Genomic DNA, 26,958 nt, shown 5'->3' with positions numbered 1-26,958 from the left:
TGCCGGGCATGGCCCGGCGGATCATTCACCGTGAGATGGGGTCAGAGCCCCTTCGGGGATCTGACCCTTGGATCAGGCCTTGTCGCCACCACGGTCCACGCAGCCCCAGTTGAGGATGCGGGTGCCGGCGGGCAGCACGCGGCGGAAGAACGCCACCCGGCCCGGCTTCGGGTTCACCACCACCGGTGCCTTGGCCGCCAGCAGCAGCGGCAGGTCGGCGGTGCTGTCGGAGTAGGCGATATCAATATCGCCGTAGCCGCGCTCGCGCAGCATGCGCATTTTCTCCTCGTTGTGGCAGTGACGGGTTGGACCGACGCCGCCCAGCCGTGGGCCGACCTCGGTACCGATCACCGGCACATCCTGATGGGCCACGAAGGCCAGGATCGCGCGTGCAAGCTCCGGCGGCGCACCTGTGGCAACCACCACGCGGTCGCCCTTGGCCCGGTGCGCGGCGAACACCTCCAGCGCCTGCGGCAGCAGCTTGGCGCGCATCTGCGCCTCGTTGCGCAGCACATAGGCGTCGATCACCTTGTTGAAATCGCGCGCACGGTGCAGGCCGAAACTGCCGATCCACACGTAGACCGAAATGCCGGCACGACGGGTCGGCAGCAGCGCCACCATCGGCCCGGCGATCGGCGTGACCAGCAGCGCCGCCAGCATGCGCAACGGGTTGCGCTTGATCAGCGAGGCGAACAGATGGGTGCCCGAATCGCCGTCGTAGAGGGTGTGGTCGAAGTCGAAGACCACCAGCGGCGCATCCTCGCGCGGCGTCGGATAGTGCGTTTTCATGCCGCGAAGAATAGCTGACGCAGGCCCTCGCCCGGCTCTTCCACGCGCATGAAGGCCTCGCCCACCAGGAACGCGTGGATGCCGGCATCACGCATCAGCGCCACGTCCTGCGGCCCCAGGATGCCACTCTCGGTGACCAGCAGGCGGTCGCGCGGCACGGCCTGCTGCATGTCCAGCGTGGTCTGCAGCGACACCTCGAAGGTGCGCAGGTTGCGGTTGTTGATGCCGATCATCGGTGCCGGCACCTGCAGCGCACGCTCCAGTTCGTCGATGTCGTGCACTTCCACCAGCACGTCCATGCCCAGCGACAGCGCCAGTTCGGACAAGGTGGCCAGCTGGGTGTCGTCCAGCGCGGCCACGATCAGCAGGATGCAGTCGGCGCCCAGCACGCGCGCTTCGTACACCTGGTAGGCGTCGATCACGAAGTCCTTGCGCAGCACCGGCAGCGTGCAGGCCTCGCGGGCCTGCTGCAGGTAGGCGTCGGCACCCTGGAAGAAGTCCACGTCGGTCAGCACCGACAGGCAGCTGGCACCGCCGAATTCGTAGCTGACGGCGATGTCGGCCGGGCGGAAGTCCGGGCGGATCACACCCTTGGACGGGCTGGCCTTCTTCACCTCGGCGATCACCGCCGGGTCGCCATTGGCCACCGCCGCCTGCAGCGCGCGCACGAAGCCGCGTACCGGCGGGGCGCTGGCCGCGGCGGCCTGAAGCTCCTCGAGCGGGCGCTGGGCGCGGCGCTGGGCCACTTCTTCGGCCTTGCGGGCCAGGATCGTCTGCAGGATGTCGCTCATCGTCTTCGGGTCGGTGCGGGGGCGGTGAGGACGGCCATTATCGGGCCATCGACGGGGTCAGGCTGAACCGCGCGCTCAGGCAACCAGCGCGCGGGTGGTTTCCACATACTGCTGCAGGCGCTGGCGGGCGCTGCCATTGGCGATGGCGGCACGGGCACGGGCCAGGCCATCGCCGATATCGCTGGCCACGCCGGCAACGTACAGGGCGGCACCGGCATTGAGCGCCACGATGTCCAGCGCCGGGCCCGGCTCGTTGTCCAGCACCGCGCGCAGCATCTGGATGGACTGTTCCGGGCCGTCCACGCGCAGGTTGCGGCTGGCCGACATGGCGATGCCGAAGTCTTCCGGGTGGATCTCGTACTCGCGGACCTTGCCGTCGCGCAGCTCGCCCACCAGGGTGCCCGCCCCCAGCGAGATCTCGTCCATGTTGTCGCGGCCCCAGACCACCATCGCGCGCTCGGTGCCCAGTTCGCGCAGCACGCGGGCCTGGATGCCCACCAGATCGGGATGGAACACGCCCATCAGCACAGACGGCGCGCTGGCCGGATTGGTCAGCGGGCCGAGGATGTTGAAGATGGTGCGCACGCCCATCTCGCGGCGTACCGGCGCGACCACCTTCATCGACGGATGATGGATCGGCGCAAACATGAAGCCGATGCCGGTCCGCTCGATGGCCGCGGCCACCTGATCCGGCTGCAGTTCGATCACCGCGCCCAGCGCTTCCAGCGCATCGGCACTGCCGGACTTGGACGACACGCTGCGATTGCCATGCTTGGCCACGCGCGCGCCGGCGGCGGCCGCGACGAACATCGAGCAGGTGGAGATGTTGAAGGTGTGCGAGCCATCGCCACCGGTACCGACGATATCAACCAGGTTGGAGGTATCGGCCACCGGCACTGGCCGGGCGAATTCACGCATCACGGTGGCCGCCGCGGCGATTTCGTCCACGGTCTCCTTCTTCACGCGCAGGCCGGTGAGGATCGCGGCGGTCATCATCGGAGACACATCGCCGCGCATGATCTGCCGCATCAGGTCGACCATTTCGTCGAAGAAGATTTCGCGGTGCTCGATGGTGCGATGCAGGGCTTCCTGGGGGGAGAAGCTCATGGGTATGCTCCTTGGATCAGGCCGCCGGGCGCTGGAGGAAATTGCGCAGCAGCGCGTGGCCGTGTTCGGTGAGGATGGATTCGGGGTGGAACTGCACGCCTTCCACCGGGAACTGGCGGTGGCGCAGGCCCATGATCTCTTCGATCGAGCCGTCCTCGTTCTCGGTCCAGGCGGTCACTTCCAGGCAGTCGGGCAGACTGTTCTTGTCCACCACCAGCGAGTGGTAGCGGGTGGCCTGGTAGCGGTCCGGCAGGCCGGCGAACACGCCCTTGCCTTCATGGCGGATCGGCGAGGTCTTGCCGTGCATGATGTTGCCGGCGCGGATGACGGTGCCGCCGTAGACCTGGCCGATGCCCTGGTGGCCCAGGCACACGCCGAGGATCGGCGTGGTCGGGCCCAGGCGTTCGATCAGCTCCAGCGAAACGCCCGCTTCGTTGGGGGTGCACGGGCCGGGCGAAATGACGATGCGCTCGGGCTTCTGCGCGGCGATCTCGTCCACGCTCATCACATCGTTGCGCACCACCTTCACTTCGGCGCCCAGCGTCTGCAGGTACTGCACGAGGTTGTAGGTGAAGCTGTCGTAGTTGTCGATCATCCACAACATGGTCAGGTTCCGTCGCTTATCAGGAAAATGGCGTACACGTTTTCGGTGTAGGTGATGGGGCCGGCTTCAATGGATTCGGGCTCAGCAGGCGCGGGCGCGGAGGCGGGCGCGTAGCTGCCGGTCACCGAGATCCTGTCGAGGTCCCCGCCGTCCTCGCCCTGCTGCGGCCATTGCCCGGCCCGGATGCCGTAGGCGAAGTCCGGCGCCACATCGGAGATGCTGTACAGGCCACGCACTCTTGTTCCATAGGCCTTGGCCAGGCCCTGCGCGGACTCGCGGGTCTGGGCCGCTGCCTCGCCCTTGAGTTCGCGGCGCAGCGCCACTTCGCCCGAATAGGTCGGCGCCAGGCTGCTCACCTGTACGTTCTCGTTGGCCTTCAACGCCCCCAGCACATCCTGCATCGCCTTCACGCTGGCGAAGCTGGCACGCAGCTGGCGCGATACGCGGGTACCGATGAAGACCTGCCGGTTCTGCTCATAGCGCGTGGCCGGGCCGATCCGCAGGTTGTCCGCACGCACGCTGCCGTCCACCGCCTTGTGCTGCTTGAACAGTGCCAGCACGCGGGCAACGTTGTCCTGCACGCGGCGGCGCGCGGCGTCGGCGTCCATGTCGGTCTCTTCGATGTTCAACTGCAGGCCGAACCGGTCCGGCATCACCGTGCGGCTGCCCTGCCCCTTCACCAGCAGGTGCGGCTGCGAGGGAATCGTGTTGGCCTGCGCCCACGCAGACGGGGCCATCGTGGCCAGCAGTGACGACCACAGCAATGCGCTCAGCAGCTTCATGCGGTACTCCTTGTCTTGAATGAGAACAGCGGAAGGTGCCGCGGCGCAGGCCACGGCACGGGGAGGATCACAGGCCCTTGGCGGCCTGGGCGACGGCGCGGAACAGCGCGCGGCCCTTGTTCATCGTCTCATCCCATTCCTTGTCCGGGTCCGAGTCGTAGACGATGCCGGCGCCGGCCTGCACGTACAGGCGGCCGTCCTTGATCACCGCGGTGCGGATCGCGATCGCGGTATCGGCATCGCCGTGCCAGCCGATGTAGCCGATGCTGCCGGCGTAGACATTGCGCTTGATCGGTTCCAGCTCGCGGATCACTTCCAGCGCGCGGATCTTCGGCGCGCCGCTGACCGTGCCGGCCGGGAAGGTGGCACGCAGCACGTCGGCATAGCTCAGGCCCGGCTGCAGCTGCCCGGTCACTTCGCTGACGATGTGCATCACGTGGCTGTAGCGTTCGATCACGAACTGCTCGCCCACCTCCACGGTACCTGCCTTCGAGACGCGGCCGGCATCGTTGCGGCCCAGGTCGATCAGCATCAGGTGCTCGGCGCGTTCCTTCGGATCGGCCAGCAGCTCGGCTTCCAGCGCCAGGTCCAGCTCGGGCGTGGCGCCACGCGGGCGGGTGCCGGCGATCGGGCGCACGGTGACTTCGCCGTCCTGAAGGCGTACCAGGATTTCCGGCGATGAACCGACCACCTGCAGGTCGCCGACATCCAGGAAGTACATGTACGGCGACGGGTTCAGCGCACGCAGCGCGCGGTACACATCCACCGGGCGCGCCTTGAACGGCACGCTCAGGCGCTGGCTGAGCACCACCTGGAAGATGTCACCGGCGCGGATGTATTCCTTGCTGCGCTGGACCGCATCGACGAAGCCTTCGCGGGTGAAGCCGGAGACGAAGTCGGACTCGTCCAGCACGTCGCTGTTGAGCGGTGCGGGATAACCGGCGCCGGGCGCGCGCAGCTTGGCAGTCAGCGCATCCAGGCGTGCCTGGGCCTGCTCGAAGGCGCCCTCGACCCGTGGGTCGGCGTGCACGATCAGGTACAGCCGGCCCTTGAGATTGTCGAACACCGCCAGCTCGTTGGAATCCAGCAGCAGGATGTCCGGCGTGCCCAGCTCATCGCGGCCGGCCGGCGAGGCCAGGCGCGGCTCGATGTAGCCGATGCACTCGAAACCGAACCAGCCGACCAGGCCACCGGTGAAGCCCGGCAGGCCTTCCAGCTTCGGCACCGAGTGGGCGCTGCGCAGCGCCTCGACTTCGGCGAACGGGTCGGCCACTTCGCGGGTGTCCGCCACCTGGCCGTCTTCGCGCACAGTCAGCGTGTGGCCATGGAAGGCGTACACGCGACGCGCCGGCAGGCCGATGATCGAGTAACGACCAAAGCGCTCGCCGCCTTCGACGGATTCAAACAGGTAGGTATTGGGGCCGTCGGCGAGCTTCAGATAGACCGAAAGCGGCGTGTCCAGGTCGGACAGCACTTCACGGACGACGGGAATGTGGGTGTGGCCTTCAGCGGCCTGCTGCTGAAACTGAGCGTGCGAGTTCAAGACGACTTTCCTTCCGGGACACAGCGTTATGGGGGCGGACGACGGCAACGGGCCACCATCGCCACCAACGGCGTGCGGAAGAAAGGGTATGCGGGGTCGTCAGGCTGGACACCCCCTGACTGTATCGCAGCCGGGGCGGGAGGGGAACCCTGGGAAACTGAACCACGGGAAAGCACAGGGCTCATGGCGGGGACCGGTGGGGGACCGGCGCGGGAACCGGTGGAGTCGACTGTTAGTCGACTGCTCTTCGTCCCGACGGTAAAACCGGCGCTACACGCGTAAGTCGACTAACAGTCGACTCTACCCCGCCTACCCCGCCAGCAACGGGCAACCGACCGGCAGGTGCATGCGCACCCTGCCCGGCACGCACTCGATGCGGAACTGGCGGGCCTGGACTGGTTCGCCGTCCAGGTTGAGGGTCAACGGGCGCTCGGACTCCACCTGCAGCCACGGCAGCCGCGCACGCGTGGCCAGCTGTTCCAGCGCCGCCTGGGTGCCCGACTTCAGCATCTGGCCGAGCGTGGCGGCGACCTCCCCTTCCAGTTCCGGAAGCACGGTGACATCCAGCAGCCCATCGTCGATCACGGCCTGCGGGCACAACTGCTGGCCACCGCCGGCCTGCCGGCCATTGCCGATGCCCAGGGCGATGAAGTCGCCTTCCCACGCGAAATCCGGGCCGGACAGCCGCGCGGTGATCGGCTCGATGCGGCCCAGCTTGGCGATGCCGGTGATCACATAGGCCAGCCCGCCCAGCATCTTCTTCAGGCCGGCATCGGTCTCCACCGTCACCTGCGTGCCGAAGCCACCGCTGGCGAGATTGGCGCACCACCATTGCGTGCCATCGGCGTCCACGCGCAACAGGTCAATGGCGTGCGGCGTCGCCTGCCCGATCAAGGCGAAGGCCTCCTTCGGCTCAGTGGGAATGCCGGCAGCAGTCGCGAAATCGTTGGCGGTCCCCATCGGAATCAGCGCCAGCGAGGGCAGCGCATCTGCCGGCTCCTCACGATGTGCCAGTGTCTCGGCCACCGCACTGAGCGTGCCATCGCCACCGGCGGCCACGATCACGTCCACGCCATGATCGATCGCCTCGGCCACGTAGCGTTCGGCGTCACCGTCTTCCCAGGTCACCCGCACTTCCAGCTGCACGCCCTGTCCGCGCCAATGGCCGACGGCGTCGCGCAACTCATCGTTGCCGGCGGATTTGCCGTTGAGGATCAGGCGCCAGCGCGGGGTGGTCATGCAGAGCTTCCAGGGATGCGGTGGCACAGGCTAGCAATGCGCTGTTTGCCCGCGGTGAATGTCACGCAGATGTCATTCAGCTGCTGGAGAATGGAAGGCCATAGCAGGGACGACGGATGGAGGCAGGATCAGCCTCCCACGCATGCAGCGAGGCCACGCCAGTGATTGGCGTGGCCTTTTTTTTGCCGGCCGTAGATCCACGCCATGCGTGGATGCATTTCACGTCAACCGTTGGCGAAATCGTGCAGCGCCTGGCCCTGCAGCCGGTACACGGTCCACTCGTCCTGCGGCTTTGCGCCGGCGGCGGTGTAGAACTCGATGGCCGGGGTGTTCCAGTCCAGCACCGACCATTCGAAACGACCGCAGCCTTCGGCCACGGCCTGGCGGGCGATGTACTTCAGCAGTGCCTTGCCGGCGCCGCCGCCGCGCTTCTCCGGGCTGATGTAGAGGTCTTCCAGGTAGATGCCCTTGCGGCCCAGCCAGGTGGAGTAGTTGTAGAAATACACCGCATAGCCGATGGCCTCACCGTCGGCTTCGCAGATCAACGCGCGGGCAGTCGCATCGGCACCGAACAGGCTTTCGGCAATACCGATCTCATCGGTCTGCACCGAATGCTCGGCCTTCTCGTAGATGGCCAGTTCGCGGATGAAGCGCAGGATCAGGCCAGCGTCGGCCACGGTGGCCGGGCGGATGTTCAACACGGCCACCGTACCCATGGCTCAGCCCCTTGCCGCAGCAACGTTCGCGCGCATCTGCGCGATCACGTCCTGGTAGCTGGTCCTGGCGTTGAAGATGGCCGAACCGGCAACGAAGGTATCAGCGCCGGCGGCGGCGATCTCACCGATGTTGTCGGCTTTCACGCCACCGTCGATCTCCAGGCGGATGTCCTTGCCGCTGGCATCGATCATCTTGCGCACCATCTTCAGCTTGTCCAGCGCCGAGGGGATGAAGGCCTGGCCGCCGAAGCCCGGGTTGACCGACATCAGCAGCACCAGGTCCAGGTCATCCAGCACCCAGTCGAGGATGTCCACCGGGGTGGCCGGATTGAGCACGATGCCCGGCTTGCAGCCCAGCGAGCGGATCAGCTGGATGGTGCGGTGCACGTGGCGGCTCGCTTCCGGATGGAAGCTGATGTAGGTGGCACCGGCCTCGGCGAAGTCCGGGATGATGCGGTCCACCGGCTCGACCATCAGGTGCACGTCGATCGGCGCGGTCACGCCGTGCTTGCGCAGCGCCTGGCAGACCATCGGGCCGATGGTCAGGTTCGGCACGTAGTGGTTGTCCATCACGTCGAAGTGGACCCAGTCCGCGCCGGCGGCGAGGACGTTGTCGACTTCCTCGCCGAGACGGGCGAAGTTGGCAGAGAGAATGGACGGGGCGATGAGGCAGTTGGACATGGCCGGGGCCTTCGGAACGGGGAAAGGATTCTCCCGCCCGCAGGCGGGACTGTCGGATCAGCGCTTGCGCAGGGTCTTGATGCGGTCGTAGGCGGCATTGATCCGCCGCGACTTCTGCTCGGCCTGCTGCTGCAGCTCGGGGGCGGCGCCGCCAAGCTTGTCGGGGTGGTACTGCGAGATCAGCTTTCGGTAGGCGCGCTCGATCTCGGCATCGGTGGCCTCGGAGGTCAGCCCCAGCTCCCGGTACGGGTTCTCCTTGTTCAGGCGGAACCAGTCCGAATCAAAGGCATGGCCGATCAACAGGCCGACTACCGCGCCGAACAGCGGATTGGGCCGGAACAGCAGGGCCCCGGCGATGAAACCGAGCAGTTTTCCGTACCAGCGCATGGCGCCCCAGGGTCGACCGGCGAAATGGATGCTCATTTTACGTCACAGCGGGCCCGGACCGCTTTACACTAGGCCGCCCGCTGGTCAGCGGGCCCGCCGGGTCCGCTGGGCAGCCGTATCGACAACGCCCCAGGAGTGCCCGTGCCAACCACGCTGTTGCAATCCGATCTCCCCGGCCTGCCCTTGCGCCATCGCGGCAAGGTGCGTGATGTGTTCGATATCCCGCGCGAGCGGCTGCCTGCAGGGACCCCGCCGGGCGACTACCTGCTGATGGTGGCCACCGATCGCCTGTCGGCGTTCGACGTGGTCCTGCCCGACCCGATCCCGGGCAAGGGCGAGATGCTCTGCCAGGTCTCCAACTTCTGGTTCGCCAAGACCGCGCACCTGATGCCCAACCACCTGACCGGCATCGACGTGGCCAGCGTGCTGCCCGAAGGCGTGGACCCGGCCCTGTATGCCAAGCGCGCGGTGGTCACCCGCAAGCTGAAGCCGGTGCCGGTGGAAGCGATCGCCCGCGGCTACCTGATCGGCAGCGGCTGGAAGGATTACCAGCGCACCGGCAAGGTCAGCGGCATCGATCTGCCCGACGGCCTGCGCCAGGCCGAGCAGCTGCCCGAGCCGATCTTCACCCCCTCGACCAAGGCCGCCGTCGGCGACCACGACGAGAACATCGATTTCGACGCGATGGTGAAGCAGGTCGGTGCGGACCTGGCCGAGCGCGTGCGCGACGCCACCCTGCGCATCTACAAGTTCGCCGCCGATTACGCCCGCGAACGCGGCATCCTCCTCGCCGATACCAAGTTCGAGTTCGGTACCGACGCCGATGGCCGCCTGTACATCATGGACGAGATGCTGACGCCGGATTCCTCGCGTTACTGGCCGGCCGACGAGTACGAAGTGGGTACCAGCCCGCCGAGTTACGACAAGCAGTTCGTGCGCGATTACCTGGAGACGCTGGACTGGGGCAAGACCGCCCCGGGCCCGACCATCCCGGCCGAGATCATCGAGCGCACCCGCGCCAAGTACGCCGAGGCGCTGCAGCGCCTGGCCGGGATCAGCGTCGACTGATCCGCCTGCGCCCCCGGCCGGACAGGCGGGGGCACTCTGAAGGGGTAGTGCCGGCCGCTGGCCGGCAACCTCGGCGAATCCGCAGCCAGGCATGGCCTGGCTCTACTGTCGGCCCTGGCGGGAGTATGCTGGCCGCATGCAGACATCCACCGAGCTTGCGCGGCCGATCGACCGCTATTTCGCCAGCTACTCCGACGACCACCGCAATGTGATCAACCAGCGCATCCACGTGGTGGCGGTCCCGGCGATCCTGTGGTCGGTGGTGGCCCTGCTGTGGTGCCTGCCGCCGCTGATCACCTGGTTCCAGTACGGCATCTGGTCGGCGTTCGCGATGTTCAGCGCCTGGTGCTTCTACAACAAGCTGTCGCGCCCGCTGGGCATCGGCATGCTCATCCAGTTCTTCGTGTTCGGCTGCCTGTGCCGCCTGCTGGAAGCCGAAATCGGCCTGCAGGCCCTGCGCTGGCTGGCGGTGGGCGTGTTCGTGGTGGCCTGGGTCGCGCAGTTCATCGGCCACACGTTCGAGGGTCGCAAGCCCAGCTTCCTGACCGACCTGACCTACCTGCTGATCGGCCCGGCCTGGGTGATGGCCAAGTTCTATCGCAAGCTTGACTGGCGCTACTGATCGCGGGCGGCCGACAGCGGCCGTCGTTTCCTGAACGGGCGAATTCCATCACCCACACTCCACGGTGGCCCTGCCAGCCTGCGCCGGTGACTCGCTCCCCGCTTCCCGTCCGTTGACGGCAGCCCCTGTGCGACAGGGCCTGCGGTCTCCCTGCGTGGGCGTAGGGTGTCCCCCGAGAGCAACCCGGGAGGGACCGCAGGAACGTGATGTTGCGCCGCAGAAAAAATGAATCAGCGAATGTTACATGCAATTGATCGCTGTTCGATGGGTTTCGGCGACATTTCGCAGCCTGTTATTCTCCCTGACCCGCTCGTGAATCATGGATTCCCTGCATGCTCCCCAGCCTGCCCCTGCTGCTGGCCCTGCCGTTCCTGATGGCAGCGGCTGTTGCGGCCTTCCCCCGTAGTTCGCGCTCGACTGCTGCCTGGCTGGCGGCGCTGGCGCCGTTGGGCGGGCTGGCCATCCTCGGCTGGCTGACCCCGGCGGTGCTCGATGGCCAGGTGGTTCGCACCCTGGTGCCCTGGCTGCCACAGATCGGCCTGGACTTCACCCTGCGCCTGGACGGGCTGGCGTGGATGTTCGCCGGGCTGGTACTGGGCATCGGCGCGCTGGTGGTGCTGTACGCGCGCTACTACCTGAGCCAGCAGGACAACGCGCACCGCTTCTACTGCTACCTGCTGCTGTTCATGGGCGCCATGCTGGGCATGGTGCTGTCGGGCAACCTGCTGTTGCTGATGATCTTCTGGGAAATGACCAGCATCAGTTCGTTCCTGCTGATCGGCTTCTGGTCGCACCGTCAGGACGCCCGCGAAGGCGCACGCATGGCGCTGGTGATCACCGGTGGCGGTGGCCTGGCCCTGCTCGGTGGCGTGCTGCTGATCGGCCGCATCGTCGGCAGCTTCGACCTGGACGTGGTGCTGGCCGCTGGCGAGCAGATCCGCGCCAGCGCGCTGTACCCCTACGCCCTGTTCCTGGTACTGGCCGGCATCTTCACCAAGAGCGCGCAGTTCCCGTTCCACTTCTGGCTGCCGCACGCGATGGCGGCGCCGACCCCGGTCTCGGCGTACCTGCACTCGGCCACCATGGTAAAGGCCGGCGTGTTCCTGCTGGCGCGGCTGCATCCGGCACTGGCCGGCAGCGACCTGTTCTTCTACACGGTCAGCGGCATCGGCGCACTGACCCTGCTGATCGGCGCCTGGAATGCGATCTTCCAGCATGACCTGAAGGGCCTGCTGGCGTACTCGACCATTTCCCACCTGGGCCTGATCACCCTGCTGTTCGGCCTGTCCACGCCGATGGCGGTGGTGGCCGGCGTGTTCCACATCCTCAACCACGCCACCTTCAAGGCCTCGCTGTTCATGGCCGCCGGCATCATCGACCACGAAACCGGCACCCGTGACATGCGCAAGCTCGGAGGCCTGCGCAGGCTGATGCCGTTCACCAGCGCGCTGGCGATCATTGCCTCGCTGGCGATGGCCGGCATCCCGCTGCTCAACGGCTTCCTGTCCAAGGAAATGCTGTTTGCCGAGGCGATCACGGCCGGAGGCCCGGGGATCATGCGCACGGCGGTGTCGATCGCCGCGCTGCTGGCCGGCGTGTTCGGCGTGGCCTACAGCCTGCGCTTCGTGCACGACACCTTCTTTGGCCCCGGCCCGCACGACCTGGATCGCGTGCCGCATGAGCCGCCGCGCTGGATGAAGGTACCGGTGGAACTGCTGGTGGTGATCTGCGTGGCAGTAGGCATCGCCCCGGCACTGACCGTGGCGCCGGTGCTGCATGCCGCTGCGGCGTCGATCCTCGGCAGTGCCATGCCCGAGTACAGCCTGGCGGTATGGCACGGCTTCAACCTGCCGCTGGCGATGAGCGCCATCGGCGTGATCGGCGGCGTGGCGCTGTACTTCGGCCTGCGCAAGCTGATCAACCTGCACGCCGTGACCAACGTCAGCACTGGCCGCAATGTGTTCCATGCGCAGCTGGACGCGATCTCCGCGCTGGCCATGCGCCTGACCAACGGCATCGCCAATGGCAGCCTGCAGCGTATGCTGCTGGGCCTGGTGCTGGTGGCCATCACCGTGGCCGCCGCGCCCTACATCGCCAACCCGGCCTCGCCGAACTGGACCGCGCCGCAGCCGATCCCGCTGCTGGGCTGGGCGCTGTGGCTGGTGATGATGGCCTGCGCCGTTGCCACCCTGCGCATCTACAAGCAGCGCCTGCTGGCGGTGCTGCTGGTCGGCGGCGTCGGCCTGATGGTGGCGCTGACCTTCGTGTTCCTGTCCGCACCCGACCTGGCCCTGACCCAGCTGCTGGTGGAGATGGTCACCCTGGTGCTGATGCTGCTGGGCATGAACTACCTGCCGGCGCAGTCCGGGCCGGAACGTCCGCGCTGGCGCAAGCGCCGCGATGCGGTGATCGCGATCATCGCCGGCGCCGGGCTGGGTGCGCTGGCCTATTCGGCGATGACCCTGCCGCCGAACACCATGGCCGGCGAACTGCTCGCCCGTGCCCTGCCCGAGGCCTATGGCCAGAACGTGGTCAACGTGATCCTGGTCGACTTCCGCGGCTTCGATACCTTCGGCGAGATCACCGTGTTCGGCATCGCCGCGCTGGTGGTGCATGCCCTGCTGCGGCGCACGCGGATGGCACCGGAGCAGATCATGCCCGGCCCTCCGATCAAGCTGCCGGTACCAGCCGACCTGGCCCAGATCATGTTCCCGCTGACCCTGACCGTATCGATCTTCCTGTTCCTGCGCGGCCACAACGCGCCGGGCGGTGGCTTCATCGCCGGCCTGGTGCTGGCGGTGCCGCTGCTGATTCAGTACGTGATCCAGGGCACCGCATCGGTGGAATCGCGCTTCGGCTTCGATTACATCCGCTGCATCGGCATGGGCCTGCTGATCGCCCTGCTCAGCGGCAGTGCCTCGATGCTGTTCGGCGTGCCGTTCCTCACCAGCGGCCACCTCGATCTGCACCTGCCGCTGATCGGCGACGTGCCGCTGGCCAGTGCGATCGGTTTCGACATCGGCGTCTACCTGGTGGTGTTCGGCGGCGCCATGCTGATGCTGTCGATGATGGGCACGATCAAGCCCTCGCGTACCCGCACCGCCCGCAAGGGCGAGATCGACCTGCAACGCCGTTCGGCCCGCACCGGGGAGATGCACTGATGGAACTGGCCCTGGCCACCGCGATCGGCGTGCTGACCGCCATCGGCATCTACCTGCTGCTGCGCGCGCGCAGCTTCGATGTGATTCTCGGCATGACCTTCCTGTCCTACGCCACCAACCTGCTGATCTTCGCCGGTGGCCGCGTGGTGCTGGGCAAGGCGCCGGTGCTGCAGGAGGGCGTGGACAGCCACCTCGGCAACTACACCGATCCGCTGCCACAGGCGCTGGTGCTGACCGCGATCGTGATCGCCTTCGCGATGACCGCAGTCAGCATCGTGCTGGCCATGCGCAGCCGCAGCGACAACCACAGCGACCATGTGGACGCCCACGAGCCCGACGATGACCTGCACGATGAGCGCGTGCCGCCGCGCCAGGGCGAGGACCGCGCATGAACCACCTGGTGATCCTGCCGATCCTGATTCCCCTGCTGGGCGCTGCGCTGTCGCTGTTCGTCGAACATCGCCGCTACGGCCCCAGGGTGCAGCGCGCCGTCGCGTGGACCGCGCTGTCGGCGCTGGCGCTGGCGGTGGGCCTGCTGTTCGCGTCGACCGCGGGCGGTGACATCAATGTCTACCTGCTGGGCGACTGGCCGTCGCGGCTGGGCATCGCGCTGGTGGCCGACCGGCTGTCGGCGTGGATGCTGCTGACCACCCTGCTGCTGGCCATTCCCTGCCTGCTGCACGCCTGCTCGGGTTGGGACCGCCGCGCACCGCACTTCCATGCGCTGTTCCAGTTCCAGCTGGTCGGCCTCAACGGTGCATTCCTGACCGGCGACATCTTCAACCTGTTCGTGTTCTTCGAGGTGATGCTGATCGCCTCCTACGGCCTGCTGCTCAGTGGTGGCCGCGGCCTGCGCATGCGCATCGGCCTGCACTACGTGGTGTTCAACGTCACCGCCTCGACCCTGTTCCTGGTCGCGCTGGGCCTGCTGTACGCCACGCTGGGTTCGCTGAACATGGCCGAGCTGTCGCAGCGCATCGCCGAAGTACCGCCGGCGCAGCTGACCCTGGTGAAGGCGACGATGGGCCTGTTGCTGCTGGTGTTCTGCGCCAAGGCCGCGCTGATGCCGCTGTACCTGTGGCTGCCGGAAGCCTATTCGCGTGCGCCAGCAGCGGTGGCTGCGCTGTTCGCGATCATGACCAAGGTCGGCCTGTACTCGGTGCTGCGCATCCAGATGCTGTGGTTCGGCGATGACGCAGGCGCGATGGCCGGCTATGGCCGCGACTGGCTGCTGTGGGCCGGCGTGGCGACGCTGGTGCTCGGTGGCCTGGGTGCACTGGCCGCGACCCGCCTGCGCGTCCTGATCTCGTACCTGGTGATCGTGTCGGCGGCCACGCTGTTCATCGCCTTCTCGGTGGGCACGCCGCAGGTACTCTCGGCGGGCCTGTACTACCTGCCGCACAGCAGCTTCGTCGCCGCCGCGCTGTTCCTGATCGCCGACCTGATCCGCCGTCGTCGCGGCGGTGCCAGCGACCGCAAGGAAGTGGTGGCACCGATGCCGGGCAAGGAAACCCCAGCGGTGCTGTTCCTGATCGGGGCAGTGTCGGTGGCCGGCCTGCCGCCACTGTCCGGCTTCCTGGCCAAGGCCGCGCTGCTGGCCGGCATGCCGGCGCAGTACACCGGGCCGGTCTGGACCGCCGTGCTGGTCAGCAGCCTGCTGGTGATCATGGGCCTGACCCGCGGCGGCATCCGCCTGTTCTGGCGCGTGCCGCCGGTCGATCCAGAAGCACCGAAGCCGCGCAAGGCTCCCCTGCGCCGGGTAGAGCTCTACGCCGCCTGCCTGCTGCTGGCCTACGGCATCGGCATGACCCTGGCCGCTGCACCGTTGATGCGCTACACCGACGCCACCGCCGCACAGCTGCTGCATCCCAGCGAGTACGTGCAGCAGCTGCGCGCGACCACGCCGGAGATCCGCCAGCCATGACTGCCCAGCACTCCCTGTTCCGTCGCCTGATTCCCTCGCCGATGCTCAGCATCATGGTGGTGGCGTTCTGGCTGCTGATGTCCGACAGCTTCACCCTCGGCCAGATCGTGCTGGGGCTGGTGCTGGGCGTGGTGGTGCCGCTGTTCGCCGCGCGCCTGGACCGCGAGTTCGCGCGCATCGGCACCCTGCGGCCGCTGCCCAGACTGGTGTGCGTGACCCTGTGGGACATCCTGATGTCCAACATCCGCGTCGCCCTGCAGGTGCTGGGCCCGGAGAAGAACATCCACCCGGGCTTCATCTGGCTGCCGCTGGACATCGCCAACATCCACGGCATCGCCGCGCTGACCAGCATGATCACCCTGACCCCGGGCACGGTCTCGGCCGCGCTCAGCGACGACCGCAAGTTCCTGCTGGTGCATGTGCTGCACCTGGAGGATCCACAGGACCTGATCGATACGATCAAGCGCCGTTACGAGGCGCCGTTGATGGAGATCTTCCCATGACCGGTTTTGAAGTCATCCAGACCACCCTGGTGGTGTGCATGCACGTGGTTGGCCTGGCCATGCTGCTGGCCACCTGGCGCCTGCTGCGCGGGCCGACCGTGCCCGACCGCATCCTCGCACTGGACACCCTGTCGGTGACCGCGATCGCCGAGCTGATGCTGTTCGGCATGTACCTCAATTCACCGATCTACTTCGAGGCGGCGTTGATCATCGCCATGCTCGGCTTCGGCAGCACCGTGGTGCTGAGCAAGTTCGTGCTGCGCCGGGACATCGTCGAATGATCACTGCCATCCAGATCGGCCTGTCGATCCTGCTGCTGTTCGGCTGCTTCTTCATCCTGGTGGGCGCACTGGGCCTGGTGAAGCTGTCGACCTTCTTCAAGCGCCTGCACGCGCCGACCAAGGCCAGCACGCTGGGCGTGGGCTGCGTGTTGGTGTGCTCGGTCTGCTACCACATCTTCCTCGGCCAGGACCCGCAGCCGCGCGAGCTGCTGATCACCGTGTTCCTGTTCATCACCGCACCGATCAGCGCGCACATGATGGCCAAGGCCGCGCTGTCGCTGCTGATGGAGACCCGCCCCACCCTGCCGGGCAACGAACGTGCCGCCGAGGAGCAGCTGCCACCGCCGGAACCGGTGCGGGAAGAAGAAACCACGCAGAACCGGTAGAACCGGCCGCTGGCCGGCAATGTGACGCCCGGTAGGTGCCGACCGCTGGTCGGCACGAACAGCAGCCGAGCATGGGCTCGGCTCTACAGCGCCGGTGCGCCGACCAGCAGCAGTTCCAGCACGAACCAGCCGACAAACGCGACCAGCAGGATCACACCTTCGCCGCGGCTGATCTTCAGATCGCCAAGCAGCATCGGGTACAGCACCAGCGCGAACGCCAGCAGCGCCGGCAGCTCCAGGCGCACGAACGAGGCCGGCAACGCCAGCGGCTGCAGCACGGCCATCGCACCAATCACCAGCAGCAGGTTGACCACGCTGGAACCCAGCACGTGGCCCAGCACCATGTCGCCATGCCCGCGACGCGCGGCGGCGATGGCGGTGGCCACCTCCGGCAGTGCGGTACCGATCGCCACCGGCAGCAGGCCGACCAGCAACGGCGTCCAGCCCAGGGCGACGCCAAAGTCGGCGGCGGCGCCCACCACCAGGCGCGCGCCCCAGTACAGCGCCAACGCGGCAATCAGCACGCGCAGCACGTTCAACGGCAGGCTGGTGCGGCTCAGTGCGGACTCGGCGATGGCCACCTGCACCTCCGCGCTCTCGCTGCGACCACGGCGCAGCAGCAGCACCTGCACCACGATGAAGCCGGCCAGCAGTATGCCGCCCTCCCAACGTGCCAGGCCGCCATCAAGCCCGAACAGGATCAGCAGCACACCCGCCGCCAGCAGCGACCACCACAGCACCGTCTGCAGGCGCGCGCGCAGCAGCAGGGGCGCAGCCATGGCCGCCACGGCCAGGGTCAAGCCCAGGTTGACGATGCTGCTGCCCACCGCGTTGCCCAGTGCCAGCTCCGGTTGGCCCATCGCCAGCGCGCGCGCGTTGACTGCCAGTTCCGGCAAGGAGGTGGTCACCCCGAGCAGCAACAGCCCGGCAGTGAATGGGCTGGCCCCGAAACGCTGGGCCAGGCCGGACACGGCCTTGACGATGGAGTCCCCGCCCAGCGCCAGCAGCAGCAGGCCGAGCAGGAACCAGGCAATGGCAATGGCGATCATCGAGCACTCCCCCAGCAATGGTGGCGCGATTCTACGCGTGGCCCGAGCGCATGGCTGGGCGGTGGATCAAGGATCAGCCACAGCCTTCGGCGTAATCGACCTGTGGGGTCTTGCCGACGCGCCAGGCACTGACCCGACCATCAGCGCCGAGCGCGAAGTCGATGACCGCACCACCCTCCTGCGCCGGGCGCACGCGCAGGTGCTGGGCCTTCTCGTCGTACTTGTCAGGGCCGACATCGGCCCGCTCCGGGTACAGCACCTGCAGCTCACCCAGGGTCATGCCGACCTTGCCGCCGCCTGGTGCGGTGATGGCGGCGCTGCGCACGTCGTAGCGCACCAGCTTGCGGCCTTCGATCATCAGGCGCGGCTCTTCGGCATCCTGCGGGCGCAGGAAGTAGCAGCCGTCGTTGCTGTCGTCAGCCGGCAGCGGCTTGCCGGCCGCATCGGCGCCCAGACCCTGCAGCGGCGTGCCGAAGCCACTGCGGACCTCGGCGATGCCGGCGCCCAGCGCGGCGCCGCCGAAGCCATCCAGGCGCGCGGGACTGTCCTCGCGAAGGTCGTTGGCGGGGCGGGTTGCCAGATCAGGATCGGCCGACTGCGCTGGCCCGGTCGCCGAGGCGGTTTCGGCCGGGGTGTCGCTGCCGCTACCGGCCGCCCCCTGCTTGTCGGGGCCCGCACCGCAGGCGGCGAGCGAAAGGAGCAACAGACCAGCAATCGGGAGGTGCTTCATCGGTGCGGTTCCCTGGCACGAAGATGGCTGCACGCTAACCCATCCGGTGTGCAGGCGCTGCATTGTCATCGCGGTTTCATCGCCCTCGTTCAGGCTCGGCGAGCACCGATCTGGCCGTCCCTTCCATGCAACCGCGCAAGACCGATCTCGCCCGAACCGCGCTGCAGGCCCACCGCGCGCCGCTGGACATGCGCCAGCGCCGGCTGCTGATCCTGTGCGACGGCCAGCGTACCGTCGCCGACCTGACCGGTCTGCTTGGACAGGATGCGCCGGCGATGGTCATCCAGCTGGTGCAGGCGGGCTATCTGGCGACCGGCACGGCAACGGCGGCGGCACCCCCTCACGCCGCTGCCGAACCGGCCAATGCGGCGCTGGTGAAGGTGCCAACGAACGCCAGCGCCACGCCGGTCGAACGTCGCCGTTCGCTGGTGGCAGCGCGCATCTACCTGCTGGGTATCCTTGAAATGCAGCGGCATCCGCAGGCAGCGGCGCTGTTCCGCGATCTGCAGCGGGCGCGTGCGGAGGATGAGGTGCTGCAGCGGCTGCAGTCGGCGATGCAGCTGCTGCCCGCGCTGACTTCGGATGGCTATTGCCAGCGCGTGCGCCAGCGCCTGCTGGAGGCGTTGCCGCTGGAGCATTGCGACGCCTTCGCCGAGGTGGCGTAAGCGCAGGTTCCGGCGCATCGTGCCGACCAACGGTCGGCACCCACCACGCTAGCGGGACGACCGGAAATTGTTGCGCAGGCCGTTCCAGCACTGCTGGTAGTCGCCCTGGCGGTGGCCGGCGGCCAGTGCCTGTGCGGTCGGGTGGATCACCGCGCGGGTCTCGAACATGAAGGTCATCGTGTCCTTGATGACATCGGCCTTGGAAAGGTCGGCATTGGACGCCTTGTCGAAGGTCGGTGCATCCGGGCCGTGGCCGCTCATGCAGTTGTGCAGCGACGCGCCGCCCGGCACGAAGCCTTCGGCCTTGGCATCGTAGGCGCCATGCACCAGGCCCATGAACTCGCTGGCGATGTTGCGGTGGAACCACGGCGGACGGAAGGTGTTCTGCGCCACCAGCCAGCGCGGCGGGAAGATCGCGAAGTCCATGTTGCTGGTGCCCGGGGTGTCGCTGGGCGAATGCAGCACCAGGAAGATCGACGGATCCGGGTGGTCGTAGCTGACCGAACCGATGGTGTTGAAGCGACGCAGGTCGTAGCGGTACGGCGCGTAATTGCCGTGCCAGGCCACCACGTCCAGCGGTGAATGGTCGATCGGTGCACGCCACAGGCGGCCTTCGAACTTGGCGATCAGTTCGAAGTCGCCATCCACATCCTCGAACGCCGCATGCGGGGTTTCGAAGTCGCGCGGATTGGCCAGGCCGTTGGATCCGATCGGGCCGAGGTCGGGCAGCTTCAGCAGCGCACCGTAGTTCTCGCAGATGTAGCCACGGCTCGGGCCATCGGGCAGTTCAACGCGGAAGCGCACGCCGCGCGGGATCACCGCGATCTGCTGCGGCTCGATCTCGATCACGCCCAGCTCGGTCAGCAGGCGCAGCGCGCCCAGCTGCGGCACGATCAGCAGCTCGCCGTCGGCGTCGTAGAAGTAGCGGCCGACCATGTCGCGGTTGGCAGCGTACAGGTGGATGCCCACGCCGGCATGCGCATCGGGCGAGCCGTTGCCACCCATTGTGTACAGGCCTTCGACAAAATCTGTCGGCAGCTCCGGCAGCGGCAGCGGGCTCCAGCGCAGCTGGTTTGGCGAGGCCGGCTGAGCGCCAAAATCACACTGCAGCTGCGACTGCGCGAAGGGGGTGAACTCGCCATGGGCCACCGCCGGGCGGATCCGGTACAGCCAGCTACGGCGGTTGCTGCCGCGCGGCGCAGTGAAGGCGGTGCCGGTCAACTGTTCGGCGTACAGGCCGTGGGCCACCTTCTGCGGTGAGTTCTGTCCGACCGGCAGCGCGCCGGCGACGGCCTCGGTGGCGAATTCGTTGCCGAAGCCGGACTGGTAGCCGCGGGCGGTGATGGCGGGGGACATGGGAACTCCAGAGATTGCCGGCCAGCGGCCGGCACTACCATTCGGACAGGCAATGTCGACCGGAAGCCGACATTGCCTGCAGACCTTACAGCACGCCGCGGCGGATCTGGTCGCGCTCGATGCTCTCGAACAGCGCGGTGAAGTTGCCTTCGCCGAAGCCTTCGTTGCCCTTGCGCTGGATGATCTCGAAGAAGATCGGGCCGATGCAGTTCTGGGTGAAGATCTGCAGTAGCTTGCGCTGGTGGGTTTCCGGATCGGCATCGATCAGGATCTTGTTCTTGGCCAGACGCGGCACGTCTTCACCGTGGTTCGGCACGCGCTGGTCGATCACCTCGAAGTAGGTCTCCGGCGTATCCAGGAAGTCCACGCCCTGCGCGCGCATCGCTTCGACGGTCTCGTAGATGTTCTCGGTGAAGCAGGCGATGTGCTGGATGCCCTCGCCCTTGTACGCGTCCAGGTACTCGTTGATCTGGCTCTTCGGGTCGGACGACTCGTTCAGCGGGATGCGCACGATGCCGTCCGGTGCGGTCATCGCCTTGGACACCAGGCCGGTCTTCAGGCCCTTGATGTCGAAGTAGCGGATCTCGCGGAAGTTGAACAGGCGCTCGTAGTAGTCCGACCACTGCTGCATGTTGCCGAAGTACAGGTTGTGGGTCAGGTGGTCGATGAAGGTCAGGCCGAAGCCGACCGGGTGCAGGTCGGCCCCTGCGATCGGCTCGTAGTCGCCGTCGTAGATGCTGCCGGCCGCGCCGTAGCGGTCGACCAGGTACAGCATGCAATCGCCGATGCCCTTGATGACCGGGGCGCTGACCGCCTTGCTGTCCGCCTTGAAGGCGATGGCTTCGGCACCGTTGCCCAGCGCGGTCTGGTAGACCTCCTGGCCCGGCTTCTTGAAGCGGATGGCGAAGCCGCACGCGCACGGACCGTGCTTCTCGGCGAAGTCGGCGGCGAACGAATCGGGGTCTTCATTGACCAGGAAGTTGACGTCGCCCTGGCGATAGACGGTAATCGGACGCTGCTTGTGCTTGAGCACCGCGCTGAAGCCCATCTTCCGGAAGTACTCGTGCAGCTCCTGGCCACGGCCGGCAGGGGCGGCGAATTCGACGAACTCGAAGCCGTCGATGCCCATCGGGTTCTCGAAGGTGGTGACCTGCATGCCGGGGTTGGGGTGCGAGGCGGTCGGGACTGCGGTATTCATGGCGTGGCTCCGAATCGGTACCGCATCGGTACAAACCAGGTGCGGGCAGGTAGGGACCCGGCGAGAATGCAGGGTCTGGACCCACCCCTTATAGTTACACTTGAAACCACCAGCAAGGTGCACCGCAACATGAGCCCCGATCCCGCCTCGACCCGCCTGCGTGCCTCGCACGTCCTGCTCGACCTGGAACAGTTCCTGCCGTACCGGCTGAGCGTGCTGTCCAACCGGGTCAGCGGCAACATCGCCAAGCTATACGGTGATCGTTACGGTCTGGCGATTCCCGAGTGGCGGGTCATCACCATCCTGGCGCTGTACCCGGGCTCCTCGGCCAGCGAGGTCTCCGACCGCACGGCGATGGACAAGGTGGCGGTCAGCCGCGCCGTGGCCCGCCTGCTGGAGCGCGGCTTCATCAAGCGCGAGACCCACGGCGATGACCGCCGCCGCTCGGTGCTGGCGCTGTCCGCGGCCGGTTTCGAGGTGTACGAGACCATCGCGCCGATGGTGATCGAGATCACCCGCAAGCTGATGTCGGTGCTGAGCGAGGAGGAGGAACAGCTGCTGGAAAAGCTGATCCTGCGCCTGGCCGGTGACGGCCTGGAGCGGATGGGCGAAGGCGTCTGAAAGAAAAAGGGGACGGAGGGGATTAAGTCGTAATGAGTACAGGTGTGCCTGAAACGACTTAATCCCCTCCGTCCCCTTTTTTCAGCTCAGGTGCTTGCGCCGCGCGTGGATCCACGGCACCGCCAGCGCCGCGATGGCACCACCGGCGAAGCCAAGTGATGCAGCAACCGTGGCCGCCTCGACCGCACCGGGCAGCGCCAGCGCCGCCGCCACCAGCAGCAGCGACGGCAGGCCGACGAAGGTGCCCAGGAAGAAATGCCAACGCGGTGACCAGGTGTTGAGCTGCAGCAGGCTGACCGGTTGCCAGGCTTCGGATGCGGCCTCTTCGGCGATCTTCGCCACGGCCTTGCCCAGATCCACTTCCGGCAGCGCGCGCCCCTGCCGTGCGGTTGCCAACAGCTCGGCCACGGCCTCCACAGGCGGGAAACTGGACGGCCACGCGACCGGCGCCGGCACGCCATACGCGGTCAGCAGCGGCACGCTCAGCCACGGCGCCACCAGCGGGCGCATGCGACGGCGACCATGCACGCACCAGATCTGCGACTGGCCGTGCGCGGTGACGCTGTACAGCGCCAGTTCGTTGGCCGGCGGGTAGCCGAGCATGGTCACCCGTGCCGCCAGGCTGTCCTGGCCCATCGCGCGCAGGAAACCGGGGCGGCTACGCCCCTCCTGCATCCACGCCAGGCCGAGTGCACCCACCAGATAGGCCTCGGCCACGTCCTTGCTGCCGGCGGTGGCGCGTTCGTCGCTAGCCAGGTACCAGGCCAGCGATTTCGGTTCGGCGACATCGTCCAGGCCCCAGCGGCTGTCGTCACCCAGCACATGGCGCACCGGCAGGCGCGCCGGCGCGGTTTCGCCACGTTCGCCGGGTTGCAGGAACGGCAGCACGCCCTGGATGAAGGTGGACAGTTCAATCGCGCGCACGCCATGGCCCTGCCACTCCGGTGGCAGCAGCCCGGCCAGCTGGCCATCGGCGGCCAGTGCATCGAGCCGCGATTTCTGCTCGACCAGTTTCTGCACCGCACCCTTCAGCACCACGTTATCGGGCAGCGCGATCTGCGGCAGGCGATGGCGCGGCGGTGCCAGGTCGACGGTGGCCTCGCCGGTACCGGCGTCATCCAGCAGCGCCTCCTGCGGCGGCAGGGTCACGCCCTCGCCTGCTCCACCCTCGGCCAGCTCACTGGCGGGTCCGGGCAATCGTTCGGCGTGGTCGCTGTGCATGGGCGTTCCGGAAGGTTGCATCGACGGGATGTCGACTGAGGTCCTTGCCGGTAACGGCGAGCGCGTTGCGATATTGAGATGCCGATTCCGGGAATGTGACCGCAACCACAGTAGATCCACGCCATGCGTGGATGCACTTCTGTGCCGACCAACGGTCGGCACCCACCGGGGTTGGCGGTCAGCGGTTGGCATCCGCCGGGGTTGGCGGTCAGCGGTTGGCACCCACCCACTACCACCCCTGCCGGCCAGCGGCCGGCGCTCCCCTATTCCGGTTTGTCGGGTGCCCACTGCTTGAGGAACGCGCTCACCCGCGCAGGCTGGAACGCCTCGCCCCTGCGCAGCTCAGCGGTCGCCTGCGACACCAGCAGGCCACCATCGGCGTCCAGCACCAGCAGATGCGGATAGTCGCGTTCCATCACCGGGAACTGGGCAAGGAACGCGGTGTTGGGCTGCTCGTCGCTGGCGTTGACCTTCACCCACACGTAGTGGGCATCGCGGAAGCGACGCAGGTCGCCGTTGCCTTCCACCACATCGTCCAGCGCCCGGCAGCGCTCACAGGCGGCGTTGCCGATCTCCAGCAGGATGCGCTTCTTGCCCCGCTGGGCTTCCACCTTGGCGGTGGCCAGGTCATCGGCGGGGTTGCGGGCCGGGTCGAACTGCGCACCGAGCCCGGCGATGGCGGCGATGTCCGCCGCCACCGGGGTGTTGCCCGAGGCCACCGGTTCGCTGGGGTCAGCGACCGGTGGCTCGGTGGGTCGGGTATCCAGCGGCTGCGTGGGCTCGGCGGTCGCAGGTGGTTGCGGTTGGGAACAGGCGCCGATCAGCGCCGCACAGACCACCACTACCGCAGTACCGAGCTTGCTACGCATGCCTTCTACCCTCTCATCATCATTTGACGCCGTGCATCAGCTTGTTGATCAGCGGGGCGATCAGGAACAGCACCACGCCGGAGCCGATCAGGGCCCAGAACCCGAAGGTATACCCCTTCAGGGCCGACTCGACCGTCATGCCGCCTTCACCACTGACCACGCCAGCGAAGATGCCCGACAGGTTGTTGCCGATGCCGGTGGACAGGAACCAGCCACCCATGCCGAAGCCGACCAGGCGCACCGGGGCCAGCTTGGTCACCATCGACAGGCCGATCGGCGACAGGCACAGCTCACCCACCGACTGGATGACGTAGACCATGAACAGGGTCCAGAACGGGATCTTGCCGTCCACCACCATCTGCGACAGGGCGAACATCAGCAGCGCGAAGGCGGCGCCGTTGAACAGCAGGCCCAGGCCGAACTTGCGCGGGATGGACGGATTGGCGCGGCCCATGGCGACCCAGATCCAGGCGATGACCGGGGCCAGGGTGATGATCGCCACCGAGTTGACCGACTGGAACCACGCGGTCGGGAAGGTCCAGCTGCCGAACTGGCGGTTGACGATGTTCTCGGCCAGGAAGGTGAACGAGCTGCCGGCCTGCTCGAAGAACATCCAGAACATCACGTTGAAGGCGAAGATGATCAGCATGGCGATCACGCGGTCGCGCTGCACCTTGCCTTCGCGGATGCCCTCGACCAGCAGCAGTACGGCCAGCGCGGTGAACATCGCACCCAGGATCCAGGCCAGCGCGGTGGCGCCGGTGGCCAGCAGGAAGTACGCGACCGGGATGGCAACCACGGCACCGGCCAGCACCATGATGATGCGGCCGAAACCTTCAGCGCCGGCCGGCGGTGCGCCGATGCCCTTCAGGCCGGCACGACCGATGTAGAACCACACCAGCGAGATCAGCATGCCTACGCCCGAGGCGATGAACACGACCTTGTAGGACGGCATCGCATCGGTACCGAACACCTTGCGGGCCAGGTACTCGGTCAGCACCGGGGCGATCATCGCGCCGATGTTGATGCCCATGTAGAAGATGGTGAAGCCCGAATCGCGGCGCTCGTCCTTCAGCCCGTACAGCTTGCCGACCATGGTCGAGATGTTGGGCTTGAACAGGCCGTTGCCGACGATGATCGTGGCCAGGCCGAGCTTGAAGATGTGCTCCTGCGGCAGCGAGATCATGAACAGGCCGGCGGCCATGATGATCGCGCCGGTCAGAATCGAGCGCTGGTAGCCCAGTACCCGGTCGGCCACGTAGCCACCGAAGATCGCCGCGGCGTACACCAGGGCCAGGTAGGCGCCATAGATGCGGCTGGCGTCGCCTTCACCGGCAGCGCTGCCGTTGTAGAACTGGGCGACGATGTACAGCACCAAGGCCCAGCGGATGCCGTAGAACGCAAAGCGTTCCCAGAACTCGGTCATGAACAGCATCCACAACGGGCGCGGGTGGCCCAGCGTGGTCTTGAAGTCCGGCAGCGCCGGCTCTGGGGTGTTCGCAGTGGCGTTTACGCTCATGCGGATTTCCTGGTTCGGTGGATGACGAGCACGTCCGCTGTGCAGTTGAAGCAACGCGCGAGGATCACCGACTTCTGGCGTTCACGTCAAATACACGCCGTTTGAGGCAGGTGGCAGCCTGCTCCCTGAACTTGCATCTGAAACGATCCAGCCGCCGGCTGGGATCCAAGCTGAATGGGGATCAACCCAGCGCTGTCGGGGGCGCGGCCTGCAGGCTGGTGCGCACCTGGAACAGCTCGGGGAAGAAGGTCAGCTCCAGTGCCTTGGCCAGGAAGCCCACGCCGGACGAGCCACCGGTGCCGCGCTTGAAGCCGATCACCCGCATCACCGTGCGCATGTGGCGGAAGCGCCACAGCTGGAAGGCGGTCTCCAGGTCCACCAGGTCCTCGCACAGCGCGTACTCGCGCCAGTAGCGGTCGGTGTCCTGGTAGATGCGTTCGAAGACCGGCTGCAATGCGTCGTCAGCCACGTGCGGCTGGGTCCAGTCGTGGGCCTCGTAGACCGCCGGCACGGCATGGCCGAAGCGGGCCAGGTACTTCAGGAACTCCTCGTACAGGCTCGGCGCCTCCAGCACGGTGCGCAGCTGCGCCTGCCCGGCCGGGTCATGCTCGAACACCTGCAGCATCTGCGCGTTCTTGTTGCCCAGCAGGAACTCGATGTAGCGGTACTGCAGCGACTGGAAGCCCGACGACGGGCCCAGCACGTCGCGGAAGCCCATGTACTCGGACGGGGTCAGCGTTTCCAGCACCGACCACTGCTCGGTCAGCTGGCGCAGCACCTGCTTGCTGCGCGCCAGCACCTTGCGGCACTGCCAGACTTCATCGCGCTGCAGGAAGCCGATTGCGGCACGCAGCTCATGGCCCAGCAGCTTCAGCCACAGCTCCGAGGTCTGGTGCTGGATGATGAAGAGCATCTCGTCATGGTGCGGCGGGCTGGACAGCGGCTGCTGCGCGCTGAGCAGCTGGTCCAGCCGCAGGTAGCCGCCGTAGGTGAGGCGTCCCTGCAGGTCGGTGTGGATGCCGGCTTCGAGATCGCGTTGGTTGTTGTCGACGGACATGGGCGGGACCAGATCGGGGGCGGCAAGGGTAGCGCGTTGCCGCCGCGCTGGCAGCCGCCGGGTCCATACCGGAGCGTGCGGTTGGCCGT

Annotated in this window: 28 protein-coding genes; 10 read left to right on the top strand and 18 right to left on the bottom strand. The window is 67.2% G+C overall.

The genetic code is table 11. The annotated features are described in order from the left end of the window. Window positions 1-72: 72 nt before the first annotated feature. The 10 genes from AC5P6A_RS09780 to AC5P6A_RS09735 all read right to left on the bottom strand — a co-directional run bounded on the left by AC5P6A_RS09780 (window position 73) and on the right by AC5P6A_RS09735 (window position 8,639). Complete coding sequence (locus AC5P6A_RS09780; RefSeq protein WP_019661506.1) at window positions 73-789, bottom strand: haloacid dehalogenase-like hydrolase; 717 nt, start codon at window positions 787-789, stop codon at window positions 73-75. Continuing rightward, on the bottom strand, window positions 786-1,580 hold the full coding sequence (trpC, locus tag AC5P6A_RS09775) for an indole-3-glycerol phosphate synthase TrpC (RefSeq protein WP_019661507.1): 795 nt from the start codon (window positions 1,578-1,580) through the stop codon (window positions 786-788). Before trpC ends, AC5P6A_RS09780 begins: the two co-directional genes overlap by 4 nt. Window positions 1,581-1,655: 75 nt before the next feature. Further along, complete coding sequence (trpD, locus tag AC5P6A_RS09770) at window positions 1,656-2,687, bottom strand: anthranilate phosphoribosyltransferase (protein ID WP_111113252.1); 1,032 nt, start codon at window positions 2,685-2,687, stop codon at window positions 1,656-1,658. Window positions 2,688-2,703: 16 nt separating this feature from the next. Continuing rightward, window positions 2,704-3,291 (bottom strand): anthranilate synthase component II, encoded by a 588-nt coding sequence (locus AC5P6A_RS09765; protein ID WP_019661509.1) that lies wholly within the window; start codon window positions 3,289-3,291, stop codon window positions 2,704-2,706. Window positions 3,292-3,293: 2 nt separating this feature from the next. After that, entirely contained in the window at window positions 3,294-4,073 is a 780-nt protein-coding gene (locus tag AC5P6A_RS09760) for an SIMPL domain-containing protein (protein ID WP_021202668.1), read from the bottom strand. A gap of 67 nt (window positions 4,074-4,140) precedes the next feature. Continuing rightward, window positions 4,141-5,616 (bottom strand): anthranilate synthase component I, encoded by a 1,476-nt coding sequence (gene trpE / locus AC5P6A_RS09755; RefSeq protein WP_346715044.1) that lies wholly within the window; start codon window positions 5,614-5,616, stop codon window positions 4,141-4,143. 309 nt (window positions 5,617-5,925) lie between these two features. Continuing rightward, window positions 5,926-6,855: a lipid kinase YegS gene (gene yegS / locus AC5P6A_RS09750; RefSeq protein WP_346715043.1), complete on the bottom strand. Its 930-nt coding sequence runs from the start codon at window positions 6,853-6,855 to the stop codon at window positions 5,926-5,928. Between the two features lie 224 nt (window positions 6,856-7,079). After that, window positions 7,080-7,562: a GNAT family N-acetyltransferase gene (locus AC5P6A_RS09745; RefSeq protein ID WP_026347198.1), complete on the bottom strand. Its 483-nt coding sequence runs from the start codon at window positions 7,560-7,562 to the stop codon at window positions 7,080-7,082. A gap of 12 nt (window positions 7,563-7,574) precedes the next feature. Further along, window positions 7,575-8,252: a ribulose-phosphate 3-epimerase gene (gene rpe, locus AC5P6A_RS09740; protein ID WP_241874740.1), complete on the bottom strand. Its 678-nt coding sequence runs from the start codon at window positions 8,250-8,252 to the stop codon at window positions 7,575-7,577. A 57-nt stretch (window positions 8,253-8,309) separates the two neighbouring features. Then, window positions 8,310-8,639, bottom strand: a complete 330-nt coding sequence (locus AC5P6A_RS09735) for a J domain-containing protein (protein WP_008265098.1) — start codon at window positions 8,637-8,639, stop codon at window positions 8,310-8,312. A 141-nt stretch (window positions 8,640-8,780) separates the two neighbouring features. Here AC5P6A_RS09735 and AC5P6A_RS09730 point away from each other — a divergent pair, with 141 nt between their 5' ends. The 8 genes from AC5P6A_RS09730 (at window position 8,781) to AC5P6A_RS09695 (ending at window position 16,584) form a co-directional block, all read left to right on the top strand. Next, window positions 8,781-9,707, top strand: coding sequence for a phosphoribosylaminoimidazolesuccinocarboxamide synthase (locus tag AC5P6A_RS09730; protein ID WP_021202666.1), 927 nt, complete (start codon window positions 8,781-8,783; stop codon window positions 9,705-9,707). Between the two features lie 136 nt (window positions 9,708-9,843). Then, window positions 9,844-10,329, top strand: a complete 486-nt coding sequence (locus AC5P6A_RS09725) for an Mpo1 family 2-hydroxy fatty acid dioxygenase (RefSeq protein WP_159360655.1) — start codon at window positions 9,844-9,846, stop codon at window positions 10,327-10,329. 332 nt (window positions 10,330-10,661) lie between these two features. Further along, on the top strand, window positions 10,662-13,490 hold the full coding sequence (locus AC5P6A_RS09720) for a monovalent cation/H+ antiporter subunit A (protein WP_346715042.1): 2,829 nt from the start codon (window positions 10,662-10,664) through the stop codon (window positions 13,488-13,490). Continuing rightward, window positions 13,490-13,882 carry a Na+/H+ antiporter subunit C gene (locus AC5P6A_RS09715; RefSeq protein ID WP_019661517.1) on the top strand — a complete coding sequence of 131 codons (393 nt, stop codon included), beginning with the start codon at window positions 13,490-13,492 and terminating at the stop codon, window positions 13,880-13,882. The genes AC5P6A_RS09720 and AC5P6A_RS09715 overlap by 1 nt, the downstream gene beginning before the upstream one ends. Then, the gene (locus AC5P6A_RS09710; RefSeq protein WP_180876470.1) at window positions 13,879-15,414 is read left to right on the top strand and encodes a monovalent cation/H+ antiporter subunit D; all 1,536 of its coding nucleotides are present in this window, start codon (window positions 13,879-13,881) and stop codon (window positions 15,412-15,414) included. The genes AC5P6A_RS09715 and AC5P6A_RS09710 overlap by 4 nt, the downstream gene beginning before the upstream one ends. Continuing rightward, window positions 15,411-15,917 (top strand): Na+/H+ antiporter subunit E, encoded by a 507-nt coding sequence (locus tag AC5P6A_RS09705; RefSeq protein ID WP_021202662.1) that lies wholly within the window; start codon window positions 15,411-15,413, stop codon window positions 15,915-15,917. The genes AC5P6A_RS09710 and AC5P6A_RS09705 overlap by 4 nt, the downstream gene beginning before the upstream one ends. Next, window positions 15,914-16,198 (top strand): K+/H+ antiporter subunit F, encoded by a 285-nt coding sequence (locus AC5P6A_RS09700; protein ID WP_005411334.1) that lies wholly within the window; start codon window positions 15,914-15,916, stop codon window positions 16,196-16,198. Before AC5P6A_RS09705 ends, AC5P6A_RS09700 begins: the two co-directional genes overlap by 4 nt. Continuing rightward, window positions 16,195-16,584: a Na+/H+ antiporter subunit G gene (locus AC5P6A_RS09695; RefSeq protein ID WP_012481450.1), complete on the top strand. Its 390-nt coding sequence runs from the start codon at window positions 16,195-16,197 to the stop codon at window positions 16,582-16,584. Before AC5P6A_RS09700 ends, AC5P6A_RS09695 begins: the two co-directional genes overlap by 4 nt. An 83-nt stretch (window positions 16,585-16,667) precedes the next feature. Here AC5P6A_RS09695 and AC5P6A_RS09690 read toward each other — a convergent pair whose 3' ends face one another. Then, window positions 16,668-17,633 (bottom strand): sodium:calcium antiporter, encoded by a 966-nt coding sequence (locus AC5P6A_RS09690; RefSeq protein ID WP_227845018.1) that lies wholly within the window; start codon window positions 17,631-17,633, stop codon window positions 16,668-16,670. Between the two features lie 73 nt (window positions 17,634-17,706). Next, window positions 17,707-18,363 carry a hypothetical protein gene (locus AC5P6A_RS09685; protein WP_180876467.1) on the bottom strand — a complete coding sequence of 219 codons (657 nt, stop codon included), beginning with the start codon at window positions 18,361-18,363 and terminating at the stop codon, window positions 17,707-17,709. A gap of 125 nt (window positions 18,364-18,488) precedes the next feature. Between AC5P6A_RS09685 and AC5P6A_RS09680 the strand changes: the two genes are divergently transcribed. Then, window positions 18,489-19,028 (top strand): hypothetical protein, encoded by a 540-nt coding sequence (locus AC5P6A_RS09680; protein WP_021202659.1) that lies wholly within the window; start codon window positions 18,489-18,491, stop codon window positions 19,026-19,028. A 48-nt stretch (window positions 19,029-19,076) separates the two neighbouring features. On the opposite strand, the gene hmgA is transcribed toward AC5P6A_RS09680, so the two are convergent. Together hmgA and hppD are read right to left on the bottom strand one after the other, a co-directional pair. After that, window positions 19,077-20,384: a homogentisate 1,2-dioxygenase gene (gene hmgA, locus AC5P6A_RS09675; protein ID WP_346715040.1), complete on the bottom strand. Its 1,308-nt coding sequence runs from the start codon at window positions 20,382-20,384 to the stop codon at window positions 19,077-19,079. An 85-nt stretch (window positions 20,385-20,469) separates the two neighbouring features. Beyond that, window positions 20,470-21,582, bottom strand: a complete 1,113-nt coding sequence (hppD, locus tag AC5P6A_RS09670) for a 4-hydroxyphenylpyruvate dioxygenase (protein WP_021202657.1) — start codon at window positions 21,580-21,582, stop codon at window positions 20,470-20,472. 129 nt (window positions 21,583-21,711) lie between these two features. Here hppD and AC5P6A_RS09665 point away from each other — a divergent pair, with 129 nt between their 5' ends. After that, window positions 21,712-22,203: a MarR family winged helix-turn-helix transcriptional regulator gene (locus AC5P6A_RS09665; RefSeq protein ID WP_026347199.1), complete on the top strand. Its 492-nt coding sequence runs from the start codon at window positions 21,712-21,714 to the stop codon at window positions 22,201-22,203. Between the two features lie 81 nt (window positions 22,204-22,284). Here the strand turns inward: AC5P6A_RS09665 and AC5P6A_RS09660 are convergent, their stop codons facing one another. The 4 genes from AC5P6A_RS09660 to AC5P6A_RS09645 form a co-directional block, all read right to left on the bottom strand. Continuing rightward, complete coding sequence (locus tag AC5P6A_RS09660; RefSeq protein WP_021202656.1) at window positions 22,285-23,424, bottom strand: hypothetical protein; 1,140 nt, start codon at window positions 23,422-23,424, stop codon at window positions 22,285-22,287. A 263-nt stretch (window positions 23,425-23,687) separates the two neighbouring features. Further along, window positions 23,688-24,293: a thioredoxin family protein gene (locus AC5P6A_RS09655; protein WP_019661528.1), complete on the bottom strand. Its 606-nt coding sequence runs from the start codon at window positions 24,291-24,293 to the stop codon at window positions 23,688-23,690. Window positions 24,294-24,312: 19 nt separating this feature from the next. Beyond that, the gene (locus AC5P6A_RS09650) at window positions 24,313-25,812 is read right to left on the bottom strand and encodes a peptide MFS transporter (RefSeq protein WP_005419890.1); all 1,500 of its coding nucleotides are present in this window, start codon (window positions 25,810-25,812) and stop codon (window positions 24,313-24,315) included. 181 nt (window positions 25,813-25,993) lie between these two features. Further along, window positions 25,994-26,869, bottom strand: a complete 876-nt coding sequence (locus AC5P6A_RS09645; protein WP_010482684.1) for a tryptophan 2,3-dioxygenase — start codon at window positions 26,867-26,869, stop codon at window positions 25,994-25,996. Between the last annotated feature and the right edge of the window lie 89 nt (window positions 26,870-26,958).

Source organism: Stenotrophomonas sp. YJH_SMC_20 (genome assembly GCF_059367845.1).
This window is presented reverse-complemented; position numbering and strand designations above follow the sequence as displayed.

Coding starts and splice junctions, on each gene's coding strand:
- AC5P6A_RS09645 (WP_010482684.1), bottom strand. CDS start 26,869: ATGTCCGTCGACAACAACCAACGCGATCTCGAAGCCGGCATCCACACC.
- hmgA (WP_346715040.1), bottom strand. CDS start 20,384: ATGTCCCCCGCCATCACCGCCCGCGGCTACCAGTCCGGCTTCGGCAAC.
- hppD (WP_021202657.1), bottom strand. CDS start 21,582: ATGAATACCGCAGTCCCGACCGCCTCGCACCCCAACCCCGGCATGCAG.
- AC5P6A_RS09660 (WP_021202656.1), bottom strand. CDS start 23,424: ATGCACAGCGACCACGCCGAACGATTGCCCGGACCCGCCAGTGAGCTG.
- AC5P6A_RS09685 (WP_180876467.1), bottom strand. CDS start 18,363: ATGAAGCACCTCCCGATTGCTGGTCTGTTGCTCCTTTCGCTCGCCGCC.
- AC5P6A_RS09780 (WP_019661506.1), bottom strand. CDS start 789: ATGAAAACGCACTATCCGACGCCGCGCGAGGATGCGCCGCTGGTGGTC.
- AC5P6A_RS09725 (WP_159360655.1), top strand. CDS start 9,844: ATGCAGACATCCACCGAGCTTGCGCGGCCGATCGACCGCTATTTCGCC.
- rpe (WP_241874740.1), bottom strand. CDS start 8,252: ATGTCCAACTGCCTCATCGCCCCGTCCATTCTCTCTGCCAACTTCGCC.
- trpC (WP_019661507.1), bottom strand. CDS start 1,580: ATGAGCGACATCCTGCAGACGATCCTGGCCCGCAAGGCCGAAGAAGTG.
- AC5P6A_RS09735 (WP_008265098.1), bottom strand. CDS start 8,639: ATGCGCTGGTACGGAAAACTGCTCGGTTTCATCGCCGGGGCCCTGCTG.
- AC5P6A_RS09695 (WP_012481450.1), top strand. CDS start 16,195: ATGATCACTGCCATCCAGATCGGCCTGTCGATCCTGCTGCTGTTCGGC.
- yegS (WP_346715043.1), bottom strand. CDS start 6,855: ATGACCACCCCGCGCTGGCGCCTGATCCTCAACGGCAAATCCGCCGGC.
- AC5P6A_RS09680 (WP_021202659.1), top strand. CDS start 18,489: ATGCAACCGCGCAAGACCGATCTCGCCCGAACCGCGCTGCAGGCCCAC.
- trpD (WP_111113252.1), bottom strand. CDS start 2,687: ATGAGCTTCTCCCCCCAGGAAGCCCTGCATCGCACCATCGAGCACCGC.
- AC5P6A_RS09650 (WP_005419890.1), bottom strand. CDS start 25,812: ATGAGCGTAAACGCCACTGCGAACACCCCAGAGCCGGCGCTGCCGGAC.
- AC5P6A_RS09690 (WP_227845018.1), bottom strand. CDS start 17,633: ATGATCGCCATTGCCATTGCCTGGTTCCTGCTCGGCCTGCTGCTGCTG.
- AC5P6A_RS09765 (WP_019661509.1), bottom strand. CDS start 3,291: ATGTTGTGGATGATCGACAACTACGACAGCTTCACCTACAACCTCGTG.
- AC5P6A_RS09700 (WP_005411334.1), top strand. CDS start 15,914: ATGACCGGTTTTGAAGTCATCCAGACCACCCTGGTGGTGTGCATGCAC.
- AC5P6A_RS09655 (WP_019661528.1), bottom strand. CDS start 24,293: ATGCGTAGCAAGCTCGGTACTGCGGTAGTGGTGGTCTGTGCGGCGCTG.
- AC5P6A_RS09720 (WP_346715042.1), top strand. CDS start 10,662: ATGCTCCCCAGCCTGCCCCTGCTGCTGGCCCTGCCGTTCCTGATGGCA.
- AC5P6A_RS09710 (WP_180876470.1), top strand. CDS start 13,879: ATGAACCACCTGGTGATCCTGCCGATCCTGATTCCCCTGCTGGGCGCT.
- AC5P6A_RS09715 (WP_019661517.1), top strand. CDS start 13,490: ATGGAACTGGCCCTGGCCACCGCGATCGGCGTGCTGACCGCCATCGGC.
- AC5P6A_RS09665 (WP_026347199.1), top strand. CDS start 21,712: ATGAGCCCCGATCCCGCCTCGACCCGCCTGCGTGCCTCGCACGTCCTG.
- AC5P6A_RS09705 (WP_021202662.1), top strand. CDS start 15,411: ATGACTGCCCAGCACTCCCTGTTCCGTCGCCTGATTCCCTCGCCGATG.
- AC5P6A_RS09760 (WP_021202668.1), bottom strand. CDS start 4,073: ATGAAGCTGCTGAGCGCATTGCTGTGGTCGTCACTGCTGGCCACGATG.